The sequence below is a fragment of the Allomuricauda sp. ANG21 genome (assembly GCF_040705235.1).
GTDB lineage: Bacteria > Bacteroidota > Bacteroidia > Flavobacteriales > Flavobacteriaceae > Flagellimonas > Flagellimonas marina.
Genome location: NZ_JBFCVT010000011.1, coordinates 306,682 through 332,790, shown reverse-complemented (window position 1 = coordinate 332,790; position 26,109 = coordinate 306,682). Strand labels below are relative to the sequence as shown.

At 38.6% G+C, this 26,109-nt stretch carries 20 protein-coding genes and 1 pseudogene; 2 read left to right on the top strand and 19 right to left on the bottom strand.

Annotated features, from left to right (window positions below; genetic code table 11):
• The 4 genes from AB1A65_RS10270 to AB1A65_RS10255 are packed head-to-tail and all read right to left on the bottom strand — an operon-like array spanning nt 1 to nt 6,256.
• Nucleotides 1-2,361, bottom strand: coding sequence for a polysaccharide biosynthesis tyrosine autokinase (locus tag AB1A65_RS10270; protein WP_366588602.1), 2,361 nt, complete (start codon nt 2,359-2,361; stop codon nt 1-3).
• Nucleotides 2,362-2,399: 38 nt separating this feature from the next.
• Nucleotides 2,400-3,164, bottom strand: coding sequence for a polysaccharide biosynthesis/export family protein (locus tag AB1A65_RS10265; protein WP_366588600.1), 765 nt, complete (start codon nt 3,162-3,164; stop codon nt 2,400-2,402).
• Between the two features lie 12 nt (nt 3,165-3,176).
• Nucleotides 3,177-5,126, bottom strand: coding sequence for a nucleoside-diphosphate sugar epimerase/dehydratase (locus tag AB1A65_RS10260; RefSeq protein ID WP_366588598.1), 1,950 nt, complete (start codon nt 5,124-5,126; stop codon nt 3,177-3,179).
• On the bottom strand, nt 5,123-6,256 hold the full coding sequence (locus tag AB1A65_RS10255; protein WP_366588596.1) for an aminotransferase class I/II-fold pyridoxal phosphate-dependent enzyme: 1,134 nt from the start codon (nt 6,254-6,256) through the stop codon (nt 5,123-5,125). Before AB1A65_RS10255 ends, AB1A65_RS10260 begins: the two co-directional genes overlap by 4 nt.
• 398 nt (nt 6,257-6,654) lie before the next feature.
• Between AB1A65_RS10255 and AB1A65_RS10250 the strand changes: the two genes are divergently transcribed.
• The gene (locus tag AB1A65_RS10250) at nt 6,655-7,680 is read left to right on the top strand and encodes an NAD-dependent epimerase/dehydratase family protein (RefSeq protein ID WP_366588594.1); all 1,026 of its coding nucleotides are present in this window, start codon (nt 6,655-6,657) and stop codon (nt 7,678-7,680) included.
• Between the two features lie 140 nt (nt 7,681-7,820).
• Nucleotides 7,821-9,158 (top strand): UDP-glucose/GDP-mannose dehydrogenase family protein, encoded by a 1,338-nt coding sequence (locus AB1A65_RS10245; RefSeq protein WP_366588591.1) that lies wholly within the window; start codon nt 7,821-7,823, stop codon nt 9,156-9,158.
• 70 nt (nt 9,159-9,228) lie between these two features.
• On the opposite strand, the gene AB1A65_RS10240 is transcribed toward AB1A65_RS10245, so the two are convergent.
• The 15 genes and pseudogenes from AB1A65_RS10240 to AB1A65_RS10170 form a co-directional block, all read right to left on the bottom strand.
• Complete coding sequence (locus AB1A65_RS10240; protein ID WP_366588588.1) at nt 9,229-10,434, bottom strand: glycosyltransferase family 4 protein; 1,206 nt, start codon at nt 10,432-10,434, stop codon at nt 9,229-9,231.
• Nucleotides 10,422-11,555, bottom strand: coding sequence for a UDP-N-acetylglucosamine 2-epimerase (non-hydrolyzing) (wecB, locus tag AB1A65_RS10235; RefSeq protein WP_366588585.1), 1,134 nt, complete (start codon nt 11,553-11,555; stop codon nt 10,422-10,424). The genes AB1A65_RS10240 and wecB (AB1A65_RS10235) overlap by 13 nt, the downstream gene beginning before the upstream one ends.
• A 20-nt stretch (nt 11,556-11,575) precedes the next feature.
• Entirely contained in the window at nt 11,576-12,718 is a 1,143-nt protein-coding gene (locus AB1A65_RS10230) for an NAD-dependent epimerase/dehydratase family protein (RefSeq protein WP_366588583.1), read from the bottom strand.
• Nucleotides 12,719-12,723: 5 nt separating this feature from the next.
• Complete coding sequence (locus AB1A65_RS10225) at nt 12,724-13,152, bottom strand: sugar epimerase (protein ID WP_366588581.1); 429 nt, start codon at nt 13,150-13,152, stop codon at nt 12,724-12,726.
• Nucleotides 13,145-14,155, bottom strand: a complete 1,011-nt coding sequence (locus AB1A65_RS10220) for a polysaccharide biosynthesis protein (RefSeq protein ID WP_366588579.1) — start codon at nt 14,153-14,155, stop codon at nt 13,145-13,147. Before AB1A65_RS10220 ends, AB1A65_RS10225 begins: the two co-directional genes overlap by 8 nt.
• Nucleotides 14,156-14,172: 17 nt before the next feature.
• On the bottom strand, nt 14,173-15,231 hold the full coding sequence (locus tag AB1A65_RS10215) for a hypothetical protein (protein ID WP_366588577.1): 1,059 nt from the start codon (nt 15,229-15,231) through the stop codon (nt 14,173-14,175).
• A 24-nt stretch (nt 15,232-15,255) separates the two neighbouring features.
• Entirely contained in the window at nt 15,256-16,470 is a 1,215-nt protein-coding gene (wecC, locus tag AB1A65_RS10210) for a UDP-N-acetyl-D-mannosamine dehydrogenase (protein WP_366588574.1), read from the bottom strand.
• On the bottom strand, nt 16,470-17,591 hold the full coding sequence (wecB, locus tag AB1A65_RS10205) for a UDP-N-acetylglucosamine 2-epimerase (non-hydrolyzing) (protein ID WP_366588572.1): 1,122 nt from the start codon (nt 17,589-17,591) through the stop codon (nt 16,470-16,472). Before wecB (AB1A65_RS10205) ends, wecC begins: the two co-directional genes overlap by 1 nt.
• A 1-nt stretch (nt 17,592) precedes the next feature.
• Complete coding sequence (locus AB1A65_RS10200) at nt 17,593-18,471, bottom strand: hypothetical protein (protein ID WP_366588570.1); 879 nt, start codon at nt 18,469-18,471, stop codon at nt 17,593-17,595.
• Between the two features lie 95 nt (nt 18,472-18,566).
• Nucleotides 18,567-19,742: a hypothetical protein gene (locus AB1A65_RS10195; RefSeq protein WP_366588568.1), complete on the bottom strand. Its 1,176-nt coding sequence runs from the start codon at nt 19,740-19,742 to the stop codon at nt 18,567-18,569.
• A gap of 1 nt (nt 19,743) precedes the next feature.
• Entirely contained in the window at nt 19,744-20,904 is a 1,161-nt protein-coding gene (locus AB1A65_RS10190; protein WP_366588566.1) for a hypothetical protein, read from the bottom strand.
• Nucleotide 20,905: 1 nt separating this feature from the next.
• A pseudogene (locus AB1A65_RS10185) lies at nt 20,906-21,190 on the bottom strand (CatB-related O-acetyltransferase); the annotation flags it as partial.
• A 467-nt stretch (nt 21,191-21,657) separates the two neighbouring features.
• Nucleotides 21,658-23,511, bottom strand: coding sequence for an asparagine synthase (glutamine-hydrolyzing) (asnB, locus tag AB1A65_RS10180; protein ID WP_366588563.1), 1,854 nt, complete (start codon nt 23,509-23,511; stop codon nt 21,658-21,660).
• 136 nt (nt 23,512-23,647) lie between these two features.
• Nucleotides 23,648-24,973 (bottom strand): flippase, encoded by a 1,326-nt coding sequence (locus AB1A65_RS10175; RefSeq protein WP_366588561.1) that lies wholly within the window; start codon nt 24,971-24,973, stop codon nt 23,648-23,650.
• A 49-nt stretch (nt 24,974-25,022) separates the two neighbouring features.
• The gene (locus AB1A65_RS10170; RefSeq protein WP_366588559.1) at nt 25,023-26,108 is read right to left on the bottom strand and encodes a GDP-L-fucose synthase; all 1,086 of its coding nucleotides are present in this window, start codon (nt 26,106-26,108) and stop codon (nt 25,023-25,025) included.
• Nucleotide 26,109 lies beyond the last annotated feature (1 nt).

Here is a 26,109-nt window from a genome sequence, read left to right as displayed (position 1 = left end):
TCACGAAAAACTCCACCATTTTTTAATGGTCTTCCCATATCCGTAGCCATATTTCCCCCCGTAGCCCAGATTGGTCTGTTTTACATTATTGACAATAAATGCGAGGTTTTTGAGTTTTCCCTCTTTATTTAGTTTAAGAGGGTATTCAATAACTTTTCGTTCAGTTACATTCGCTTTTGTTACATAAAGAATTTGATCCGCATATTGATTGATCAGAAGTGTATCGGCAACCACCATCATAGGTGCGGTGTCAACTATTATAACATCATAGGAAACTGTCATTTGATCGAAAAGTTCCTTCATACGATCACTCATCAACAATTCTGAAGGGTTTGGTGGTATTTTTCCAGAATAAATCACGTCAATGACCCCACTATCTAAATTTGAACTTACAATGATGTCCTTCTCAGACACGGTACTATCATAGAGGTATTCTGTTAAACCTTTACCCACATTACGCTTGGGCTTTTCTTTACTATCTGCCGTTTTACTTGAAAAGAACGTATAAAGTTTAGGATTACGAATGTCGGCTCCAATAAGAAGGACTTTCTTACCGGCATTAGCATATATTAAGGCCAAATTGGAGGAAACAAATGTTTTTCCTTCTCCGGGCACACTGGAGGTAACAAATACAACTTGCCCTTTGCTCTTAAATCTGGACTTTAAAGTATAATCCAAGTTAGTCCTTAAAATCCGCATAGATTCTGCCAGAACAGAGCGATCTTCTCTTAGCACCATCTTACTTTCCTTCTTGCCCAATTTTGGCAACTCCGCCATTACAGGTACATCGGAGGAAATAGCTTCAAGATCAATTTTATTATGGATTTTGTCATCCAACATGTCCTTAACGTAAATTATGGAAAATGGGATTAGAAGACCCAAGATCATGGCAGCTAGCGCTATAGCGTTTTTCTTTGGTGAAACGGGAAAATTGGAACCATAGGCCGTGTCGATTATCTTGGATTTAGGTACCGCAGAGGCAAAAGTAATCTGGGATTCCTCTCTCTTCTGTAGTAGATACAGATAGAGTGATTCTGTGGTTTGTTGTCTTCTAGCAATGTCCCTCAAGGCTCTTTCATTGCTGGGCGCGGCATAAATTCTAGAATTGATTTGAGACAATTGTTTGCTCAAACTGTTTACCTGAAGATTCAAGTTGTTGGTAACATTATTTAAACTAGACTTCATTCCTCGTCTTAAATCGTCAAGTTGTTGATCCAACTTTACAATTACCGGATTCTTTTCATTGGAGCTTTCCAGCAACCTATTCCGTTGCGCAACTAGTTCGTTATATCGCTGGGCATTGGAAGAGATACCTTGGTCCGCCAAACCAACTTCGGGTATTATATCAAAGCCTTCTTGCCCATCAATTAAATCTTTCATGGAATTGGCAATACTTAATTGAATATTGGCATTCTGCAATTCTTGCTCACTGGAGGCACTCATGTTAAAATTTACATTGGACTGTGAGCCTAAATCGGCAATACCCCTACTCTCCTTAAAGCTCTCAGCACTTTGATCTACTTCGGAAAGATTGGAATAAATTTCTGTAATCCTATCATTGATGAATTTTGTGGTTCTATCCGCTATGGCCTTCTTATCAGCAACGGCATTGGCATTGTTTACACCAATCAAATTGTTTATGACATCAATTGCCCTTTGCTCAATAGGGTCAGTAAGCGTTATATTGATAATATTTGATAGCTTCTTATCATTAGGACTGATAATCGTTTTTTTTCGGTATCTATCGGCAACCATTTCAACGGGTCTAATCACTACATGCAATGGTCTGTCTTTGTAAATAGCCAACTTGTCCTTTGGAGTCAGAATAATGTCGCCAATTTCAGTACTTACCTTATCTCCAAAGTCATATTTTTTCTCAGCACCATCTTCCTTTTCTTTGTAGCCAAAAGAGGTTTTTGAATGGATACGGACATAAAAATCAAATTTGGCATTGTTGACAATAGAGTCATTTGATAGAAAATTGACCGAAAAAGGGACGTTCTTTTTATTATATATTTCGGTATTCTTTATGTTGCCCAGAATAAAAAATTGAATGTTTAAGTCCAATTGCTGTACAATATGGATAAAGTTATCCCTTGCCGACAACAATTCCGTCTCATCCTCAATTTGAGACTTCCCTGTAGAAAACATGTCTAAATCCTGTAAAACGCTTAGTTCTGAGGCTTGATTTGATTCTTCAAGTATTTGAATCTTAGCGGTTGCACTATATTCAGGAACTGTATACCTCAGATATACCATAGCCAAGGCTACACAGATGATAATGGAAAGAGCAAACCATTTCCAATTCCTAAGGCAAATCTTAAATAGTGTTTTAAGGTCTAATTCAGAGCTACTTGACATTATGGATTATCTTTTTGGGGCTTTAAACTGAAGTAAACTTAATTTCTTGTCAGCAACACAACTGTAGAGGTCACCAAAACCGAAATTATGGAAACTGCAATGGAAGCTCTTTGATCTAAACTAGAAGCGGTTTTACCAGATTTATTTGGCTCAACATATACTACATCGTTTTGGGTCAAATAAAACACTGGGGATTTAAGTGCATCCTTTTGATTTAAATTGATTCTATTATAAACCTTGGTGCCATCAAAATCCCTGATTACCATAACGTTATCCTTTCTTCCCTTAATGGTAATATCCCCAGCCATACCCAAAGCTTCCATTATAGTTATCTGTTCACCATTCACGGGGTACGTGCCAGGTTTACTGACCGCCCCTAAAATTGTTACAGTGAAATTTTTTATCCGAATATTGATTATGGGGTTCACAAGGTAATCCGACAGTTTTTCTTCTAGTAGTTTTTGAGTTTCACTTGGTGAAAGTCCTGCTATTTTTATTTTACCTATTACAGGGAAATCTATTTCCCCATTTTTGTCCACCAGATAATCCACCTGCTCAGGCCTCATTCCTCCTTCTTGTGAACCTCTATATAAATTAAAGGGTGCACTGGCCTCTGGATCAAGAACGGAAACATGGATACTCACAAGATCATCCACCTTGAATTTTGTGTTTGAAGTATTGTTATCCACCAAGGTTTCAAATTGGTTGGCGTCTTGAAAATAGACAACATCCTTTGATGGGCTGCAGGAAGCAATCAAGCATACTACCGATACCAAGCATGCGACTTTGATTTTTTGATACATTGATCTGGTCATTTAGTTGTTGAATTGAGGAATTTCAGGTTTTGACGGTTTGTCGTGAACGCCACTTGTATTTTTCTTTTTGTCCAATTTACAAAAATCGGAATTGTTGGAAATGTATTCTGGTACAATACTTTTCATCAATTGAACAACATTGTCTTTAAAAAACAAATTTGAAATACAAAGTTCATCTATCATCGTTCTTGTTGCTGAATAGTCAATATCCCGCACCTTACTGATCATTATCTTATCATGATAGGTAGGCAAGGTGTTTTCACCATTGGCCAATAGTTCCTCATATAGTTTTTCACCAGGTCGCAACCCGGTAATCTTTATGTCAATATCTTCTGGATATCGCAGACCAGAAAGTCTGATCATATTTTTAGCCAAATCCATGATTTTGACTGATTCACCCATATCGAAAATAAAAATTTCACCTCCTTGCCCCATTGCTCCAGCTTCCAAGACCAATTGTGAAGCTTCTGGGATGGTCATAAAATAACGAGTAATATCCTTGTGCGTAACCGTAAGAGGTCCGCCCTTCTCTATTTGCTTTCTAAACAATGGAATCACAGAACCGTTTGACCCAAGTACGTTGCCAAAACGTGTGGTCACAAATTTTGTTTTGCCATCTTGTTGTCTGCAACTAATGTACATTTCCGCTATACGTTTTGTTGCTCCCATGATGTTGGTCGGATTAACCGCTTTGTCAGTTGAAACAAACACAAATTTCTCCACCTCAAATTCCACCGCTAGATCGGTTATGGTTTTTGTTCCAGCAACATTGATTTTTACAGCTTCATAAGGATTTTGCTCCATTAAGGGTACATGTTTATAGGCCGCGGCATGAAAAATCCTGTCTGGTCTATATTCTTGGAACAATACGCGCATTTTGTTTTTGTCACGAATATCCCCTACAATTGGTACAAAATTAAAATAACCAATCTGTTTCAATTCCTGCTGAAGGTCGTAGAGTGCAGATTCTGCTTGGTCAACAACAATTAATGTACGGTAATTGTATTTGCAAATTTGGCGAACAAGTTCGCTACCAATTGAGCCAGCCCCACCGGTAACCATGATTACCTTATCCTCAAAATCCTTCAACACCTTGCTGTTCCTTATCTCAATAGGTGGGCGATCCAATAAATCTTCAATTTGAACCCTCTTAATCTGAGAAACCTTTAGTTCTCCATTGATCCAATCTTCAACAGGAGGTACAATTTTAACCTTAACGGGCAGATCAACAACTTCATTCACCAAGACCCTAAGTTGCTTTGGGCTTATGCTCTGTATAGAGAAAATTATCTCGGAAATGTTATTGAACCTTACAAATTCTGGGGTTAAAATGGCTTTATCGTAAACTTTTACACCATTAATCTGTTTACCCACTTTCTGAAGATTGTTGTCCACGAAACCAACAACCTTGGCTCTCATTTTGGAGTGATTGGTGAGTGTATTGTGTGTTATTATACCTGATTCTCCGGCGCCATAAATAATCAAGTTCTTTGAGGGAGATGTACTTCCGTTCATCATTGTTTCGTAAACAATCTTGAACACGTACCTTGAAGTAGACAGTGAAATAAAGGTCAATAAGCTATTAATGATTATTATGGATAAAGGAATTGTAAATCCATCTACAAAACCTGCGTACCTATTGGCCAATACCACACCAATTGCCCCAATGCTTGCCAAACAAACCGCATTAAAAATAGCATAAACGTCTTTAATGCCCGTGTGTCTGACCACGCCTTTATAACTTCCAGAAATCATGAACGCCATTGTAAAAAGCACAATGATGATTGGCAATTGCGTCCATAACTTTTGAACATCAAAATTAAAGCTAAGATTAAACCGGATAAAATATGCTAAGATGAAGGACACAGCTACAATGCCCAGATCGATGAGCAGCACTGTCCATTTGGAAGCGTAGCGTCTACCGTTTCTAAACAAGAATTTTCTGATCATTGAAACTTGTTTTTAATTATTTTACAAATTCTTTCCAAATCTTCGATTTCCATGCTAGATCCACTTGGCAAACAAAGACCTGTATTAAAGAGTTCTTCGCTAACACCGGTTTCATGAGACTTGTATCCTTCAAATACAGGCTGTAAGTGCATCGGCTTCCACAAAGGTCTGGATTCTATATTTTCATTTTCAAGAGCTAATCTTAATTGCTCTCTTATTTCAAAAGATGGGGTAAGTATACATGTAAGCCATCTGTTACAGTATGTTCCTTCAGGTTCTTCCAAGAAAGAAATTCCACCTAAATCTGAAAGGTACCGCTTATAATATTCAAAGTTCCTTCTCCTCGCTTTTACCCTATCTTTCAAAACTTCCATTTGCCCCCTACCAATTCCGGCAACTACATTACTCATTCTATAATTGTACCCAATATGGGAGTGTTGATAGTGAGGTGCATTGTCCCTAGCCTGAGTGGATAAGAAAACTGCCTTTTCCTTCAATGATTTAGACTTGCAAAGCATGGCTCCACCACCTGATGTAGTAATAATTTTATTTCCATTAAAGGATAAAATGCCAATTTCACCAAAGCTTCCGCACATTTGACCTTTATACGAACTTCCCAATGCTTCTGCGCTATCTTCCAAAATGGGTATATCGTATTTGTTGGCGATGGCATGTATTTCATCTATTTTGTAAGGCATACCATAAAGATGAACGGGAATAATGGCCTTTGGCTTCTTACCTCGGTGTATACCATCGATAATAGCCTCTTCCATAAGTTCAGGTGACATGTTCCATGTTTCCCTTTCACTATCAACAAAGACTGGTGAAGCACCCAAATAGGCAATGGGATTGGCTGAAGCTGCAAAAGTGAAACTTTGGCAAATGACCTCGTCCCCTCGATTTACACCCAATAGTTGCAATCCCAAATGAATAGCTGCTGTTCCAGATACTAGGCACGCAGAATGGATATCTTTTCCTATAAATTCTTCTATGGCAGTTTCAAACTGTTGCACATTTGGTCCAAGAGGGGCAATCCAGTTGGTGTCAAAAGCCTCTTGGACGTATACTTCCTCATTGGTTCCCATGTGCGGGGGTGATAACCAAATTTTTTTCAATACTGTGGTTTCCATTTCAGTTTTGGGTTGATATAAGTAGGTGAGCTATTTACTTCTCAACGTAAAAGTAATGGTTAAAATCGCCCAGTCATTGAAATCCCTTCACTATTCGCCCAAGATGAAAAAAAATCGATTAACTGTACATTGCTCAAACAGCAGATTTCATCATTTATAAGTAAAAGTTTACAATTGACAATTAATACCTTGGTTTCCTGTAAAAAAGGTTCCATATCCTTGGTGTTTATATGTTCTACAAAAGTAAAGTGAATCATCATTGGAACCCTTATATTCAACCTGTTTTTAGCGGAGTCACATGAATCCATCGAGAACGTATTGGAGAATTAGATAATATTCTTGCAATTCGTCAACAATGTTTCAACACTGTTTGCCATCTTTGCAGAAACGCTACTGATATGAAAATTTTAGTCACAGGTTGTGCAGGCTTTATTGGTTTTCACCTAGCAAGACAATTGCTCAAAAATAATCATGATGTAACTGGTCTGGACAATATTAATGACTACTATGATATTGACCTTAAATTAAAGCGATTAAAGGAGCTCGGAATTGATGAAAAGAGTGCCCGATTGGAAGGACAATTATGCTCAAGCACTCTTCACCCAAACTTTCGATTCATAAAAACTTCGTTAGATACAAAAAAAGCAGTCCTTAAAGTTTTTGAAGAAGGAAATTTTGAAATTGTCTGCAACCTTGCAGCACAGGCTGGAGTAAGGTACAGCTTGGAAAATCCTGATTCTTATGTTGAAAGTAATTTAGTCGGGTTTGTCAATATTTTGGAATGTTGTAGGCAATTTAAAATCAGACACTTGATATATGCGAGCAGCTCCAGTGTTTATGGACTTAATAAAGCGGTTCCCTTTAAAACATCACACTCTGTGGATAAACCGATAAGCTTATATGCGGCTACTAAAAAAAGTAACGAATTAATGGCTTATACCTACAGTCATCTTTTCGGATTTCGGGCTACCGGCTTACGCTTTTTTACAGTTTATGGTCCCTGGGGGCGACCAGATATGGCAATGTTCATGTTCACTAAAGCAATTATTGAAGGGAAAACCATATCTGTTTTCAACAATGGAAATCTAGAGAGAGATTTTACTTATATAGATGACATCATACGAGGGATGCTACCCATTGTTGAGGAAAGATACACATCAAATTACAACAAAGAAAAGCTTTACCATCTTTACAACATTGGAAATAGCAAACCCGTAAAATTAATGGCATTTATAGGTGCCATTGAAACTCAATTGGGTAAAAAGGCTGAAATAGAAATGATGCCAATGCAACCTGGTGATGTCACAAAGACTTGGGCAGACGTCTCTGGATTGGAACAAGACTATAATTACAGCCCAAATACTCCCATTGAAAAAGGTGTGCATAAATTCATTGATTGGTATAAAAGCTTCTATGGGGTATAAGACCCATTAATTCCTTCGCCCAATACCAAAATTAGTTTGACTTTATTGACGCTTATCCCGTTTTATGAAAAGTTCATCCAAAACCAGGGTAAGTTTTAGCTTGTTTATAGCATATTTGTAATCTGAAATAAAAAAATAAAATGAAAATAACCGTTGTTGGTACTGGATATGTAGGCCTTGTTACTGGAACCTGTTTTGCTGAAATGGGGAACAATGTAACCTGCGTAGATATTGATGAACAGAAAATAAATAATTTAAAGAATGGCATTATCCCAATTTATGAACCGGGTCTTGAGCCTATGGTTATGAGGAACGTTGCCAATAAAACCCTTCTGTTCCATACCGAATTAAAGGAATGTTTGCATGGCTCCGATATGGTGTTCATTGCTGTGGGAACGCCCATGGGTGAAGATGGTTCCGCAGATCTTAAGTATGTGCTGCAGGTAGCTAAGGAAATAGGGCAACATATGAGCACTCCATTGATTGTTGTGGATAAATCCACCGTTCCTGTAGGGACCGGAGACAAGGTCAGGACTGTTATTGAACAAGAATTGGCCAAACGAAATGTCACTATTGAGTTCCATGTGGTATCCAACCCTGAGTTTCTCAAAGAAGGAGATGCCATTAGCGATTTTATGAAGCCAGACCGTGTGGTCGTTGGTACGGACCATAAAGAAACTGCAGAAGCCATGCGTCAACTTTACTCTCCGTTCTTTAGGAGTAGCATGGATAGGATGTTGGTCATGGATCTTCGATCAGCCGAAATGACAAAATATGTTGCCAATGCCATGCTAGCCACCAAGATTTCGTTTATGAACGAAGTTGCCAATATTTGCGAATTGGTCGGTGCTGATGTCAATAAAGTACGAATAGGTATTGGATCGGATAGTCGCATTGGCTATAGCTTCATTTACCCAGGTAGCGGGTATGGTGGTTCATGCTTTCCAAAAGATGTCAAGGCATTGAAGAAAACAGCAGAACAACACGGATATCAAGCACAATTGTTGAGTGCAGTGGAAGATGTGAACGACCGTCAAAAATATGTGATAGCAGATAAGGTAATTGCCCATTTTGGAGAAGACCTCTCCGGACTAACCTTTGCCGTATGGGGTCTTTCCTTTAAGCCAGGAACAGACGATATGAGAGAAGCACCCTCTATTTATATCATTAAAAAACTGACCGAACTGGGAGCAAAGATTCAAACCTATGATCCAAAAGCCGTACATGAAGCCCAGACCTTCTATTTGAAAGATGTGCCTGGTGTAACTTATTCTGATTCAAAATATAGTGCGCTCTCCGGGGCGAATGCTCTTCTTTTGTTGACGGAATGGAAAGAATTCCGGTCTCCTGATTTCATGGAAATAAAAAGTAGTTTAAAGGAGCCTATAATATTTGATGGCAGAAACCAATTTGACAGTAATCGATTGGAGGGCCTTGGATTTACATACTACCAGATAGGAAAACAGGTTTCCCGATAAACCCAGTACAGTAATTGTTATAAAAAAAGGCCGTCAAAATAAGTTGACGGCCTTTTTTTTGTCATAAGTGTTATTGCGATAACTGCGACATTATGGTTTTATATGCGATTTCGGTAGTGAGATTTTGGGTCACGTACTGATAGCCGTTCTCACCCAATTGTTTTCTCAAGTTTTCGTCTTTATAAAGCTTCATCATGTTTTTCTTAAAAGCATCAATGTCACCAGCCTCAGACCATAATCCACATTGAATTCTCTCTTGGTCTGTACCGAAGTCGGTATTAATGTCCACGGAGGCCAAAACAGGTTTCTTAAACATATAATAGGACAACACTTTTGAAGGATAATTTGGAATGGTAAAATCCTGGCTCAAGGAAATAAGACCAATATCTGCTAAACTTAACAAATTATTGTACTCTTCTTTTGGCAGACTATCCTTAATAATCACATTGGTAAGCCCAAAATCCTTGACCATTTTGGCAATTCGCGGTTTTTCGGTTCCCCTACCAACCATAAAGAAGACCAAGTCCTCTAAATCTTGGCATTCCTTTGCCAAATTGATGATATTCTCCAGCTTTTGCGGTTTTCCCATATTCCCACCAAAAATGGCAATAATCTTGCCCTCAAGACCAAATTGAGCCTTTGTAGCATTAGGATCTGCATAGTCTATCTCGGCCAACTCTGCCCAATTGGGAAGCAAATGCAATTTTTGCGGGTTTAGATATGCGTTGTGTTTTTTTACATAATCCACGTTCGCTTTAGACATACAGCCTATATAATCTGAGGCTTGGTACAATTTTATTTCCTTTTTACGGAAAAATGAGTGGATGAAACCCTTTGGTTTCATCATTTTGAGGTCTACGGCATTCTGCGGAAAAATATCACGCAAAATCAAATACAATTTCCCATTGGATTTCTTTTTGATCCAAAGGACCACATCGATCAACGTTATGGGAGGCGTGGGCATCAAGATAAGGTCAAAATCCATCGCAATATTATGCTTCTTCAAAGCACGTTTGTATAAATAGGGCAACATTACGTTGGAAATACCCTTTACCAGCTTATTGCTTCCAAAAAGTGAAGTAGAAGGGACTCTTAGTACTTTCAAGCCACCTTCCATTAAAACTTCAGAATGCTTTCTATTATCATCTGCGGTCAATACCAGTACATCGTGTCCTTGACGTTTAAACTCCAACATCAACCATGAATACAGAAAATTTCTTTTTTCAACATTGGGAAACCCTAGACCAAGGAAAATGACCTTCTTTATTTCTGCCATACCACTCGGTTTACATAATCTACATAAGAGAGTATGATACGAACCACCTTTTCGCTCACATTGGGCATTTGGTAATCGGATACCTCCCTAAAATTACGTTCTGGATTTCTTTTTTGTTTTTCCAAAGCTTTAAGCCCCTGTAAAATTCGGTCTGGATTAAGACCTACCATCATAACAGAAGCTTCCTCCATGGCCTCTGGGCGTTCATGCGCCTCTCTAATGTTCAATGCCCTAAAATTAAGAATACTGGATTCCTCTGAAATCGTTCCACTGTCCGAAAGAACAGCATAAGAGTTGATTTGAAGTGCATTATAATCCGAAAAGCCCAAGGGTTTTAAAAACTGGATATTTTTATGGGTAACCACTTTCTTTGCATCCAACATGTTCCGAGTCCTTGGGTGGGTGGAAACAATCACCGGGTAACCGTATTCCTCTGCAATACGGTTCAATGACTCCATTAGTCCCTCAAAGTTTTTTGGGTTATTGATGTTCTCTTCCCTATGCGAGGATACAACAAAATATTTTCCCTCTTCCAGGTGTAGATCCGTTAGTACTTTTGAAGCCTCTATCTTACTCTTAAACTGATGCAGTACTTCGTACATTGGGCTCCCGGTTTTAATCACCCTATCTGGAGAAAGTCCTTCACGCAACAAGTATTCCCTTGCGATATCGCTATAAGTAAGATTGATATCAGCTACATGATCCACAATCTTTCGATTGGTTTCCTCAGGCACCCTTTGATCAAAACATCGGTTTCCCGCTTCCATATGAAACACTGGAATCTTCCGTTTTTTTGCTGGAATGGCACACAAACAGGAATTTGTGTCGCCCAAAACCAAAAAGGCATCTGGTTGGATTTCCTCAAGTAACGGGTCAATCTTGATAAGAATATTACCAACGGTTTCTGTGGCATTCTTTCCAGCAGCACCTAAAAAATGGTCTGGTTTTCGAATACCAAAGTCTTCAAAAAATATCTCATTTAACTCGTAATCATAGTTTTGCCCTGTATGGACCAACGTGTGATCTATGGCTTCATTGGCATCCAAGGCATTGAGAACACAAGCAAGGCGTATAATCTCAGGTCTTGTGCCAACCACGGTTAAAACTTTAAGCTTTTTCAATAGTATTAGTTTAGGATAAGTTATTCAACATTTTCAAAATAGGTGTCTGCATCCTCTGGGTCGTAAGGTTCGTTGATCCAAAATAAGGTAATCAATTCTTCTTTTCCCGTATTTGTTATGTTGTGTGTATACCAAATTGGCATGTCCACATATGCCGGTTCCTCCCCGTCAAGGTCATAATTAATCACTTCATTGGTTCCAATTCGCCGTAGCTGGATTCGTGCCTTGCCCCTGATTACGGCAAAACGTTCCGCTTTACGGGTATGAAAATGGTTACCGCGGGTAATACCTGGAACTGTGGTGGAAAACGAAAACTGGCCCGAGGTCTGTGTTTTGGCTATTTCCACAAACGCTCCCCTTGGATCTGTATGCTTTGTGTACTTGACAGGATAGTGATCGACGGGCACATAACAGCGAAAGGTGTTGAAAAGGGACTTTTCGAAGTAATCTTCTAAATTGGGAAAAACACCATTTCCCATATAATCGGATTTGAACTTTAGTAGCAGCTCCAATATTTTGGAAACCTTGATGTGATGGTTTGGTTCAACATCAACCTCAAAGCTGTTGTTGTCCAAAGCAATACATTTGACATCGCCAAAAATGGCATCAATAAACACCTTTACCAAATCATTGATATAGATAAGTCCCACTTGGGCATCATTGATAATGGTGGGTTCTTCACCGTTGGCTACTTTATGACAAAAAGTGGCCACCACTGAATTGTAATTAGGTTTGCCAAATGGCCCAAAAACATTGGGAATGGTCAAAGAAGTAAACTTTCCTCCCGTCTTTTTAGACCAGGCCATAAACTGTTTTTTACCTTCCAATTTTGATTTTCCGTATAGATTATCCTTTACCTCTTGGGAAGAAGACGAAAAAATAATGTGAGGTAATGATGATGCTGTATCGCAGGCAGTGATTAATTTATCCACCAGTGCCACATTGGTGTTAAAAATTACATTTGCATCCTCATGCCTGTTCATAGCCGCGAGGTGAACAATTGTATCACACTTAGAAACAAATTCGGACAATGCGGAAGGATTTTCAAAAAAAGAACGTTCAAAAGGCACCAACTCCACGTCATCCCGTAGTGACAAGGTGGTATACAAATGATTGCCTACAAATCCCGCCTGACCGGTAACTCCAACTATATGTTTTTTCATAATTTCTACCATATTGCCTTCCACGTTTCTAAAGGGAACCTATAATCGTCTTCTGACGAGTCCTTTAAGCTTACATTGGAAAAAACCTGCAAGCGAGCTTTTTCTGAGCATGCTTTAATTCCTGTAGCATAACCGCTAGGTACTGCCAAAATATTGGGTTCCATAGCGTTCAGTTCAAACCTTAGTGGGGTAACGTCTGGACTTGGGCCACTAAAATCGTCAATTTCAACCAAATTGATCACAAACGCCCCAGACAAACAGTGGAACCATTTTTTTTCTTGTTGATGTCCTTGCCAGGCCCTAATATATTCTTGATTTGCAGGTGCGATCTCATAAAACCTGACTATTTCGTCCATGTTAAAGGCATTTGCAAAACGCATGGTGCCCCTGCTGTCCTTAAAAATTTCTACATTGATGATAAAATTGCTAAGCATTTAATTGTTCTTTGATGTACCCCAAGTTCATCAATGTATCCACAAGTTCTTTGTCTGATAAATGTTTTGTGTTGTGTGAATGGTAATCCTCTATGGCATTGATGTCTTTTTGACCCTCTGAGAAGTATCTACTATAATTCAAATCTCGGTTATCTGCAGGTATACGGTAAAATTCGCCCATATCTTCTGCTTTCTGCATTTCTTCCCGGGTACACAAAGTCTCATACAATTTTTCTCCATGCCTTGTACCGATAACCTTGATTTCATTGTCTGCCTTGAAGATATCGCGGACAGCCTTAGCTAAATCACCAATGGTGCTGGCAGGGGCCTTGTTTACAAAAAGGTCACCCTGATTTCCATGTTCAAAAGCAAAAAGTACCAAATCAACTGCATCCTCCAAAGACATTAAAAACCGTGTCATATTGGGATCGGTAACGGTTAAAGGGTTGCCTTGTTTGATCTGATCAACGAACAGGGGTATTACCGAACCTCTAGACGCCATAACATTGCCGTAACGGGTTAGACAAACTTTGGTTGTATCATTAGGAATGTTTCTTGAAGCTGCAACCGCTACTTTTTCCATCAAAGCTTTACTTATTCCCATGGCATTGATGGGATAGGCTGCCTTATCCGTACTCAAACAAATTATCCGTTCCACATTATTGGCCACAGCGGCATCTATGGTGTTTTGTGTTCCAAAAACGTTGGTCTTTGCGGCCTCAATAGGAAAAAATTCACAAGATGGCACTTGTTTCAATGCTGCTGCATGAAAAACATAATCCACCCCCTTCATGGCATGGTTAATACTATTGAAATCTCTTACGTCTCCAATGTAAAACTTAATTTTGGGGTTCTTTAAACGATTCCGCATATCGTCCTGTTTTTTCTCATCTCGACTGAAAATGCGAATCTCCCCAATGTCAGTGGTTAAAAAACGATCTAGGACGGCATTCCCAAAAGAACCGGTCCCTCCTGTTATCAATAATGTTTTGCCTTTGAACATTTTACTATTTTTTAAATCTAAGCTACAAAAAGAGCTTTGTCCAATGTTTTTATTCTTTCGTGATATTCAAACAGTTTCGCAGTGGAAATATTATCCAAAAAGTTAGAAATCGACTCTTTATCCGTGTCTATTGTCCACCCCATTCCCTGCTCAACAACCCTTTTACCTACATAAGTGTTGGTTGCACATACAATTGGAATATTGAAATACCCAGATTCATAGAATTTGTTGGGCATCGCAACCTTTTCATTTTCCAATGTATTATCATAAACCACAAAGTTCAGGTTATTTTCTCCATAAATGCGCTCTAAATCATCAGGGTTCTTAAAGGGTCCATGATAGACTATATTTGGATTATCTTGGGTGGCCGCATTTATTGAATTCATTAACCTACCCTCGTGGGTAGCTCCATAAAAATTAAGCACAACCTCTTTATTACCAGATACATATTCCATAAGATTTTCAATGATATCAACATACCTAAAAGCTCCTATATAAGCTATTCTTATTCGGTCTTTGTACATTTTGTCAACAGGAAACACTCTACTATAGGTCTCTAACTTATTTTCTGCGATAATAAGTTGCTCTTCGTTTATGTGTTTTTTATAGTGGGCGTCATAAAAGCTTTTAGTTGTAAAAATCACTTTTCGTGATTTACCAGCTAGATATTTGTCAAGAAAACCTAGGACTCTACGCTTGTTTTTACTGGAATAAAGCCAAACAATATCACTTATTTCGTAATATACATCTGAGTTGATCAAAAATGTGCTTAAAATTCTTAAATCAAGGCCAAAGACATATAAGCTTTTTCTTTTAAGACCATATTTTCGGTAAATAAGGAATATAAGCTTGATAAAGCTGATAATTCTACGAACATATTGTTGGTTTTTTATCTGATCTACAATGGTTACTGAAATATTCTTGTTTTCGCCCAAAATATTTTGGTTTTGCACAGCATGGACATTTCTGGTAAAACCGTAGACATGAATCTTATCATATTCCTTTGTCTTTTGATTTATTCTTTTTACCACCCTAGGTTGTTCCAATGATTGGGCCAAAACAATTAGCGTTTTCATAATGCAACGGATTCTAAACAATCGTTATGCCTGAAGCACCCCACAAAAATCAATAATCTTCTTTCCTGAGTCTTTGGAAAGGCTTTTAAACTCATTATGTGCTACCAGATAGACCACAATATCAGCCTGTTCATACGCAGTTTTGTAATCGGTCAACTTAAATACATTGTGTGATTCAATGTTTGGTTCCACAATAAAATATTCTTCATTGTTGGTGTTCTGCAATACTTTTTGAACGATATATTTTGCGGGCGATTCCCTTAAGTCATCTATGTTTGGTTTAAAGGCCAATCCCATTAATGCAACTTTAGGTTTATACCCAAATTCCAACTCAAATTTTAATTTCTCGGTCTGTACCTTTTCGGCACACCAAAAAGATTTGTAGTTGTTGATTTCCCGTGCTGTTCCTATGATCTTGGATTCCATTGGGTAATCGGAAACAATGAAATATGGGTCTACGGCAATACAATGGCCTCCTACCCCACAGCCTGGCTGTAAAATATTAACCCTGGGGTGCTTATTTGCGAGCTTAATCAGTTCCCATACATTGATGTCTGCCTTATCGCAAATCAATGAAAGCTCATTAGCAAAGGCAATCTGAACATCTCTTGAAGAGTTTTCGACCAACTTACACATTTCCGCTGTCCGTGCATTTGTGGGATGTAATTCTCCTTTTACATAACTGGCATAGAATGCTGTAGCCTTTTCTGTAGATTCTTGATCAATACCCCCAATGACCCTGTCATTATTCACTAATTCATACATTACATTGCCCGGCAATACCCTTTCTGGACAATACGCCATATAAATTTTATCTTTTAATTCAGGACGTGAAGCAAAAATAAGGTCCCGCATTTTTTCGGTGGTCCCAATTGGTGACGTTGATTCAATGATATAGAGATCACCTTCTTTTAATAAAGGCATAACCGCTTTGGTAGCGGCCTCCACATACGAAATGTCCGGCTCATTTTTTTCCTTGAAGGGCGTTGGTACCACAATCAAGTATGCGTCTGCTTTTTTGGGCTCCAGACTTGCCTTGAGGTACCCATCATTTACAGCTTTGGACACAGCTTCTTCCAAGTCCGGTTCTACAATGTGTACTTTTCCTTTGTTGATGGTTTCAACAACTTTGGGATTCACATCAACCCCATGTACCATAGTTTTATTTTTTGCAATCAATGTAGCAGTGGGCAGGCCTATATAGCCCAAACCCATCATTGTTACTGCTTTTTCTGACATTATATTTGATTTTTCATGAATTCAATAATACGTTTACATGCCTCGCCATCGCCATAAGGATTATGAAGTTTGCTCATGGCTTTGTATTTGTCATTATCTGATAACAGGGAGGAGGTTTCATCGATTATTTTTTTAGTATCGGTTCCCACTAAAATGACGGTACCTGCCTCAACAGCTTCTGGGCGTTCTGTGGTATCTCGCATTACCAATACCGGTTTTCCCAAACTGGGGGCTTCTTCCTGAACCCCACCACTATCGGTAATTACCAGATAACTTTCGTTCATTAACCATACAAATTCTGGATAGGCCAATGGATCTATAAGTTTTATATTTTCCATACCTCCTAAAAGCTCATAAACCGGCTTCTGAACTTTAGGATTTAAATGCACAGGATAAACAATTTCAACATCGTCATATTGATTGGCTATTTCCTTAAGTGCCAAACAAATATTTATAAACCCCTGACCATGGTTCTCTCGTCGATGCCCTGTAACCAAAATAATCCTTTTGTTGGGAGTAAGCTTGGCCTTCAGTGCATTCAACTCTGGAGTATTCAAGGTTTTTACACGTCCCACACTATCATGAAGAGCATCAATAACAGTATTACCTGTTATTTCAATTGTAGCCTCATCAATTCCTTCATTTTTAAGGTTTTGCGATGATGTTCTGGTCGGTGCAAAATGAAAGTCCGCAACATGTCCGGTAATACGTCTATTAATTTCCTCAGGGAAGGGCGCCCATTTATTGAATGTTCTCAATCCCGCCTCAACATGACATACCTTGGCACCCGAATAGAATCCGGCAATACTTGAACCCATGGTAGTCGTGGTATCTCCATGCACATAGACAAAATCTGGATTATAGGACTCCAATACTGGTTGCATATTGGTAATTATGGCCGCAGTTAACCCATAGAGATTCTGTCCCGGTTTCATTAAGTTGAGATCAAAGTCAGGTGTAATATCAAAAAAGTCCAAAACCTGATCAAGCATTTCGCGATGCTGTGCAGTTACACAAACCTTGGTTTCAAATAGTTCTGATTTTTGAAAGGCCTTTACCAGTGGTGCCATTTTTATGGCCTCCGGTCTGGTTCCAAAGACGATTAGATTCTTTTTTGGCATATTAGCTTTTTCTGTTCGCGTATAAAAATTTGTAATAAATGTTGGGCAAAAGTACCTTAAAATATCCAGCAAGGACGACAAAGGGATATCGAATTGGAAAATGTTTTTTCATGTAATGAGACTGGGATTTAAAATCGAAGCCAATGGGATTTACCAACATTTTATACCTCTCTTTTAGTGAGAGCTTCGCAAATTTAACATACTTGTTGCTGTGGTCATTGACACACTCTCCTACAGTTCCGGGCATAACCAATACTGGTAAATTCTTCTTGGTAGCTTTCATGGTATAATCAAAATCGGCCATTCCATGTAGATATCCTTCTGAGAGAATCCCAATTTTTTCAACCACATTTTTACTGACCCACATAATGTTGGCATTGCCCAACTCACACGAAATAGGTTGTTCTCCAGGCTGCAACCGCTTCATGGTAGCTAGAAATCGATTGGTGAAAACAGATCCTCCATAGGTAAGCTTCTTAGTTTTTGAATCCACAGTAGATCCCACATAAACTCCGCCCTCTCCAAAATTGTCAATAGCATGCAAATGTGTCGATTTTACTTTATCAAAAAGTGAAGGATATACAAAGGTATCATCATTTAACAACAAATAGGCATCATAGTCGCTTTTCACAGCCTGCCGCCATGAGTTTCTCATCCCTCCAGCCCAATACAACGATCCGTTGCCTTTTAAAATATTCACCTCTGGATATTTATCCAAAACGGCTTGGAATGTTCCATCGGTTGAACCGTCATCGGTTAAATATATGGACATCGTCCAATCGTTTTCCGCATTTTCATATGCTTGGTGCAATGCGGTTAGGGCTGCAATGGTCTTATCCTTTCGGTTAAAACATGTAAGAAGTACAGCAAGTTTGTTCATTTTGGGGATAATGGTCAATGTTTGCTTAATTTAGTTTCAATACTAGTGTAAAAGTAAAGCATCGTTTATAAGGGAAATGCATTTATTGGATGACCTTACTCAATTACGGGATAATCGGTATTATATTTTTTGACCGCCCCAATAAAAAAGCAGAAAAAAGCGAAAAAATCGAACATGCCTTCTAAGATGGGCTCTACCATAAAAACCAAAGAGAATGCCATAGTATAGACAATCATTTGGTTATTGAAGGCATACAGTTTTTTATTTTTTTTGATAGCCCTAAAAACGGTACTGTAAGCGTTTGTAGTGAAAAATAGAAGAAAAAAGAAGGATAAAAATCCTCCAACCCTCAAAACATCAAACCAAAGATTATGGGAGTGCCCAAACTCATGTTCACTCCATCCCAGGGGCTTTTCAAACAAATACTCCATTGATTTTACCCAACGTCCCGTCCTACCGCCGCCAGATGCTACATCTTTACCATCTTCCATTCTATTGGCAAAGGCTGATAACCAATCTTGATTTAAATCAAAGCTTACGGTATTCAATAAATAAAAAGTACCCAGAAAAAACAATAGGAACATAAACAGGTTTCGTCTCAAGGACTGGCGTGGTATCACATAAATCAAAGAAAACAGAAGCGTAATTAAACTTATACTTATTTGAGTACGACTGCCTATACGTAATATGCATGCCATTGCTACCACATAGTAGAATAGCAAACCAACCCTATGGATAATATTAATTTTCTTAATGTGAGGAACCAAAAGAGCGGGCAAGGCCATGATCAACGTAAAATAAGACCCCATAATCGTAGCAGGAATAATGTTTCCTGTCCAATAATTGGGTAGATTTCGGTCTACAATATTATAGCCGTTCTCAAGTATATCCGTAAAAACCGAAAGAACCGCGGAGAAAGAGAAAATCAATGAAGAAATCAACAAAAACAGCAGCAGGTGTATGTGATTGTCCTTGAGCTTTTCTGCAAAATATTTGCCAAGTAGATAAAATAATCCTGGAAAAAGAGCATAAACAATAATATATTGTTTGCCTGCTATTGGGTCAAAAGAGAAAAAAGCTGCATAGGTCAATGAGAACAATAAGAGCAATAAGAGCCCGGTATCACTATTCCCCACCAGAAAATTCCTCTTGAGCAACACTAATGGCAACAAGGCATAACCAACCAAAATATTTAACCCCATTGGATTCAATAGGTATATAAAAAACAATGCCACTAATGGAATCCCCAGTTTTTTTATCTGCTTAAGCACTTTATCCTAGTTTTACCAGTTTTTTAAATAGATTTTTAAGTTTTGCAAAAATTTGTCTAACAAACAACACCCGGGTATATCTTAAAGGAATTTGTTTAAAATTATACATGACCTTTCTTTCAAAGTCAACGTCATACTTGTTTTTTAACGGAACTCTAGTATCATAAAGAAATATTTCATGTCCATCAATTTGCCGTAAGACGTTATCATCATGGGGCTTCAACGATTTTCCAAACGATGTAATGATTGCAAAATCCAAAATCTTGGGCGACAGTAGATAGCGCTTGGCTTGAACAGGTCTAATCCCATGTAAATCCACACAAAGTTCATCTTTCTGCACACCTACCGCATCAGACAAATGTAGATTCTCATAAAAAGCGTCATATACTGATGTGGATTCAGTAACCTTTGAAAATTTATAGTCTTTTTTGGCTCCATAATCCAAAGGAACTTGATAAATAGTACTGTCGTTTCCCACATGAGTCCCTGCATCACTAAAGTTGGTGGTCAGCGATATTTTTGGATATAAAAAAAATAGGTTCTTTTCTATTAAGTACGTAATATTATATTTCAACCAAGATTTTGGGGACCAACTTCTGACATATTCCGGAACATTTTCATTATCATCAATAGCTGGTTCCGCATTGTACCACTCCATAAATCTAGACCATTGTTCTTTGGTCCACGCCTGGCCCCAAGACGAGGCAAATTGAAAATACCAGTTATCAAAACCATCTTGGATAGGCGAAAAATTATCCCGTGAATGCACATTGAGCTGATGATTGTATAATGATATACCACCAATGTTTGGTTCAGCTAAGGAAAAATTCAACGCTTGTTCTGCAAAAACATAAAAATTTGGGGAAACGAACAGATCATCTTCCAATACAATGACCGCCCCATAATCCATACTAATATCTCCACATTTTAAAATATGCTTTCTCAGGCCAAGGTTTACTTCTTGATATACTACTTTCTTTATGCCATATTTCCACTCAAACGCATTGGCCAAAGCCAAAACATCTTGATTATCCTCTGCCCTATCAATGCTAATTATTAAATCTATATCCTCATTCGGATATGCGGCCTCGTCCAATGATTTTAAAAGTCTTGTCAATGACCTGGGCCTATTGAAGGCAACAACTACTATGGGAATTTTCATTTCAGCTTTCTGTTAGTTGTTCCATAAATATGTCAATATTTCTGAACTTTTTCGCATTTTCCTTTATCCATGCTGCCTCTTTATCCCACCATTTGAAGGTTAAAAGAAATGCAATCTGTTCATCTGAAAATCGTCTTTTAATTACTTTGGCGGGCACTCCACCAACAATGGAATAAGGTTCTACGTCTTTGGTGACCAAAGCATTGGCCGCCACTATGGCCCCATCTCCTATGGTCACCCCATCCATAAGCGATACATTGGCCCCAATCCAGACATCATTGCCAATGGTAATGCTATAGCCACTGCTATGCGGCTCAGCAAATTCCTCAAAATATTGTGCATCCGAATACGTAAATCCAACTGGGGTTTTTAAGGCAAAAAAAGAGGGGTGGGTAGATACAAATGTGCTTGCCGGATGCTTACCAAAAATGCATTTGACGTTTGGACCTATGGAGCAATATCTTCCTATCTTGCTTTTGGCCAACATGGCCCCTTCAGCCAAATAAGAACCATAACCAATGGCCGAGGAAACAAGGGAACTATTCTTGCCAAAAGCATTCTTTCCTTCGCAATCTACCGAAAACCCAATGAATGCACCTTTATGGTAGACAATACCTTTTTTTCTTTTCAGGTAAATACGTCTAAAAAAAATGGCTGTATTCGTAAGTAAGGAACTAGAGAGCACCCATTTTTTAATAGTGTTGACCATGTTATGTTTCTATACGTTAAGGCTAGAAATACCCGCGGATACTTTTAAACCTTTACTAGGTTCTTCTTTAATATGGCTTTCTCCCAAATGTAAGGAGATAAATCCGTCCAACATTTTTGAGCCTCCGTAAAGTTGTGGTTTTTACCTTTTACAATTGCGCTTATTCGGTTCTGCAAAGACACGGGATCTGAAACCAACTCTGATTGCAGAAAATTACGTGAATGTGTCACATCCATAAACCAGTCCGATAAATCATTTTGCATCCAATCCACTATGGGAGAGCTGAACCCAATTTTAGACTTTCTCCATGTTACCTCTTTGGGCAAAAAGGGGTCAAGGGCATCTCTTACAATACGTTTTGTATATCCATCCCCAATTTTACTTGAATACGGTAAGGAATTCACAAAACTCACTATCCTATGGTCCATAAAAGGCATTCGTATCTCAACACTATTGATCATGGCATATCGATCATAATTTCTAAGCAGTGTGGGTAAAATATTTTCGTGGAACATTGCATACAAGTACTGAGTAAGATTGTCCAGTTTTTTGAAATTTGGATGATTGTTATCTCTGGAGGGCATTTTCCTTCCAAGCACCTTTTTACCAAACTTTTTGGCCATATAATTCGAATACAATTTCCAATTACCTGTTCTATCATATTGAACTTTATCTTCATTGATAGACCCTTGATAAATGTTCAAAATGTCATGTGTATGTCTTGGACTGAAACGGGCATCCCATAGACTTTCCAAAGTGCCTTGTTGATACCCACTCAGTAACTCGTCAGCCCCATGGCCATCCAAGGTTACGGTAGTGCCATTTTGCTTTACAGCTTGGTATAACATAATCATGGGCAAAGGAGAGGTAATATAAAGATCCTCGAACAGGTAAAAGTAATGTTCTAGATTATCCCAATGTTTTAAGGGATCTATATCAACAAATGTGGCTCCAATGCCCAGATGATCGGTAACCATTTTGGCATAATGGGATTCATCCAAAGGTGTTCCTGGGAACGATGCCACAAATGCGTGTTGCCAGTCATCGGAATAGCTGTTATTGTTTTTTGCCAAATTGGCCATGGCGGCTATTGTGGCACTACTGTCCAATCCACCGCTCAGTGCGGTTCCAATGGTCACATCTGAGCGCATTCGAAGTTTGCAGGAATCCATAAACAGTTCCCTGAAGTGCTCCACCTGTTCTTGATAGGTCTTTGGCACTTCCACTAAATGATCCAGTGTATTCCAATAGCGATACAGATTCAATTGACCATTATCCAGGTGACCACTATGTCCTGCTGGAAACCGTTTTATTCCCTTTATGAGACATTTTTCAGTAGCTTCGTAAAAGAAAATGTGTTCTTTCATCCAGTGGAAGTCTTCCGAAACCTCCAGCCGATCCATAAATGGAAAAATGGCCTTCATTTCTGACGCAAACACAAATTTTCCATTGACCTGCGCATAGAACAATGGCTTTTTGCCATATCGGTCTCGAGACATGAAAAGGCGTTTGGTCTCTGTATCCCAAATAGCAAAAGCCCACATCCCATTGAACTTCAATACACAATCCTCTCCCCACTCAATATAGGCCTTTAAAAGTACCTCGGTATCTGAAGAAGATTTGAATCTATGGCCCAACAGTTCCAGTTCTTGTTGTATTTCCAAAAAGTTATAAATCTCCCCATTGAAGATGATTGCATATCTTTTGCTTTCATGTAACATGGGTTGATGGCCATTTTCTGAAACATCCAAGATGGATAGCCTGCGGTGTCCCAACGAAACCTCTTCGGAAATATGCTCAATACCGTAGCTATCAGGGCCCCGGTGTGTGAGGGTATCCAAAGCCATTTTAAATAGTCCTTGGTCTGAGGCGGGGACGGTTCCTAATATTCCACACATATTATTTGGTTTGTTTTATTCGGTTTTTACTTATATCTATCCTTCCGATCAGTCTGTTTATTGAATTGAACGGACTATTTAAACAACTCATTTTCAGGTCAAAAATTGCTCCGAACATGTGGAGATTTTTTTGCTTCTACACCAATTTTCCTTTCTTAAAAACCTGCACAAAAAATAAAGCCTTTAACATCATATAAAATGAATTACGGGTCTTTGTAAATAATACAGGTGCCAAGACAGATGCCATAAATTGGGAAACCAAAGTAGCGTATGCCGCGCCCATAATCCCCATCTTGGGAATCATAAGTATGTTTAAAGCTATGTTGGCAAGCATACCTATTCCCAAACATATGATATTGTATGCTTGGAAATTCTCACTTATAAACCATTTTTGGTTTGCCACACCCAGGAAAACGAACACACTGCCCAGAATATGGATATTTAATACCCCTGCGGATCTTTGGAATGCCTCACCATAGAGTATATTAATCATCCAATCACTGAACAATAATACCGGCACAATGATTACAGCTCCTAGCACAACCATTAGGTTATACAGCTTTTGAAGCCTCTCCATATATAATGTGTCATCTTTTAATTTCGCATTAATGATGGCCGGAAACAATGAACTACAAATTATGGTCGGGATAAAATACCAAGCCTCACTGAGTCGCACCGCCGCAGAATATTGGCCAACTTCGCTATTTCCCAAATATTCTTTAATCATCACCTGATCTATCTTCATGTAGATGGAAACAATGATTCCGCTCAAAATTAATGGCCATGCATCCTTCAATAGATTTTTGGCCATGGGCCAAGAAAATTTCCAAGCAAACAGTGACTGCCCAGACTTCATATAAAACCAGACAAGACCTGAACACAGAAAAATTACATCAAAGGCAAGTACATAAACAAAATAAATCAATGAATAGCCCCCCAGTATCAAATATACTTTCAGCAGGGCAGAAATAAATACACCCACCAATCCGGCCATTGCATAGAACCTACTCTTCACCTGACTATGAAAATAGGATGCGATAACATTAAAACTATTAACGAAAGTAAGCAGTCCCAATATTATAATGATTTTATTGGTCAACGGCTCATTATCATTGTAATATATGTTAACAATAAGTATCAACATGATTACGGAGGATCCCAAAGTCTGTAAACCAAAGGAAGATCCAAGGATCAGCTCTTTTCTATCTTCAGATTTAACCAGTTCGCGAATTATGATATCGTTGAGTCCTAAGGAAGATAGTGCACTAAAAATGCCAACAAAGCTTTGGGCATAACTTAATATTCCAAATTGTTCGGGGCCCAAATACCGAGTTACCCATACCCCAACACTCAATGCGATTAAAAGACGTAAAACCTTTTCCCCCATTAACCATGAGGTATTTTTGAGGTATCTGGTGAAACCCGAATTCTTGTTTAAAAACGTAGAAAGTTTGCCTATCAAGTGTAATGTAAGTATTGTTAGATTACCAAATCTATTGCTCTAGGGTCCATTAATTTAAATAGTGTTCGTACATCAAAGAAAGTCCCTGTTCAATTTCAATTTTGTGTTTCCAACCTAAGTTGTTCAATTTGGTTACATCGGTACGCTTTTCCATGGTGCCGTCCGGTTTGTTTGTGTTGAATACAAAATGACCTTTAAAGCCTATGTGCTCTTTTATTAAATTGGAAAGGTCTGCTATGGAGATATCCAAACCTGTTCCAATATTAACATGTGTATTTCTTATCTCCTTTTGCCCATTGGCATAAGTATCGGAAAAGTTTCTATTCTCCATTAAAAACACACAAGCATCAGCCATATCTTCAGACCACAAAAACTCACGTCTAGGTCTACCGCTGCCCCATATCTCTACAGTTACGGTTCCTTCTCCAGTCTTTTCTACCCCATATTTTTTAAGTATGGCCTTTTTTTCTTCTTTAGTGCTCTTACCCGTAACATTTTCAATGGGCAATTGATCAAAATCGCGGTCTATGGTGATCCAATCATCATTCTCCAAAGCTTTACCCAAATGAATTTTACGAATCAGCGCTGGCAAGACGTGGGATTTTTCCAAATCAAAATTATCATTGGGACCATATAAATTGGTTGGCATTACTGATATAAAGTTAGTACCATACTGCAAATTATAGCTCTCACATAATTTGATGCCCGCAATTTTTGCAATCGCATACGGTTCATTTGTATACTCCAGTATATCGGTCAATAAATAGTCCTCTTTCATTGGTTGGGGGCAATTCTTGGGGTATATGCAGGTACTTCCAAGGAACATTAATTTTTTTACCCCATTTAGATAGCTTTGATGCACCACATTGTTCTGAATCATCAAGTTATCATAAATGAACTCACCTCGATAGGTGTTATTCGCTACAATGCCCCCCACCTTGGCCGCTGCTAAAAAAACATATTCCGGCTTTTCTTTCTCGAAAAACCCAGCTACCGACGTAGTATCGGTCAGGTCCAAATCTGCGTGTGTCCTAACAATAATGTTTTGATAGCCTTTGGATTTTAAATTTTTGACCAAGGCACTTCCAACCAATCCTCTGTGGCCTGCCACGTAGATTTTTGCATTCAATTCCATA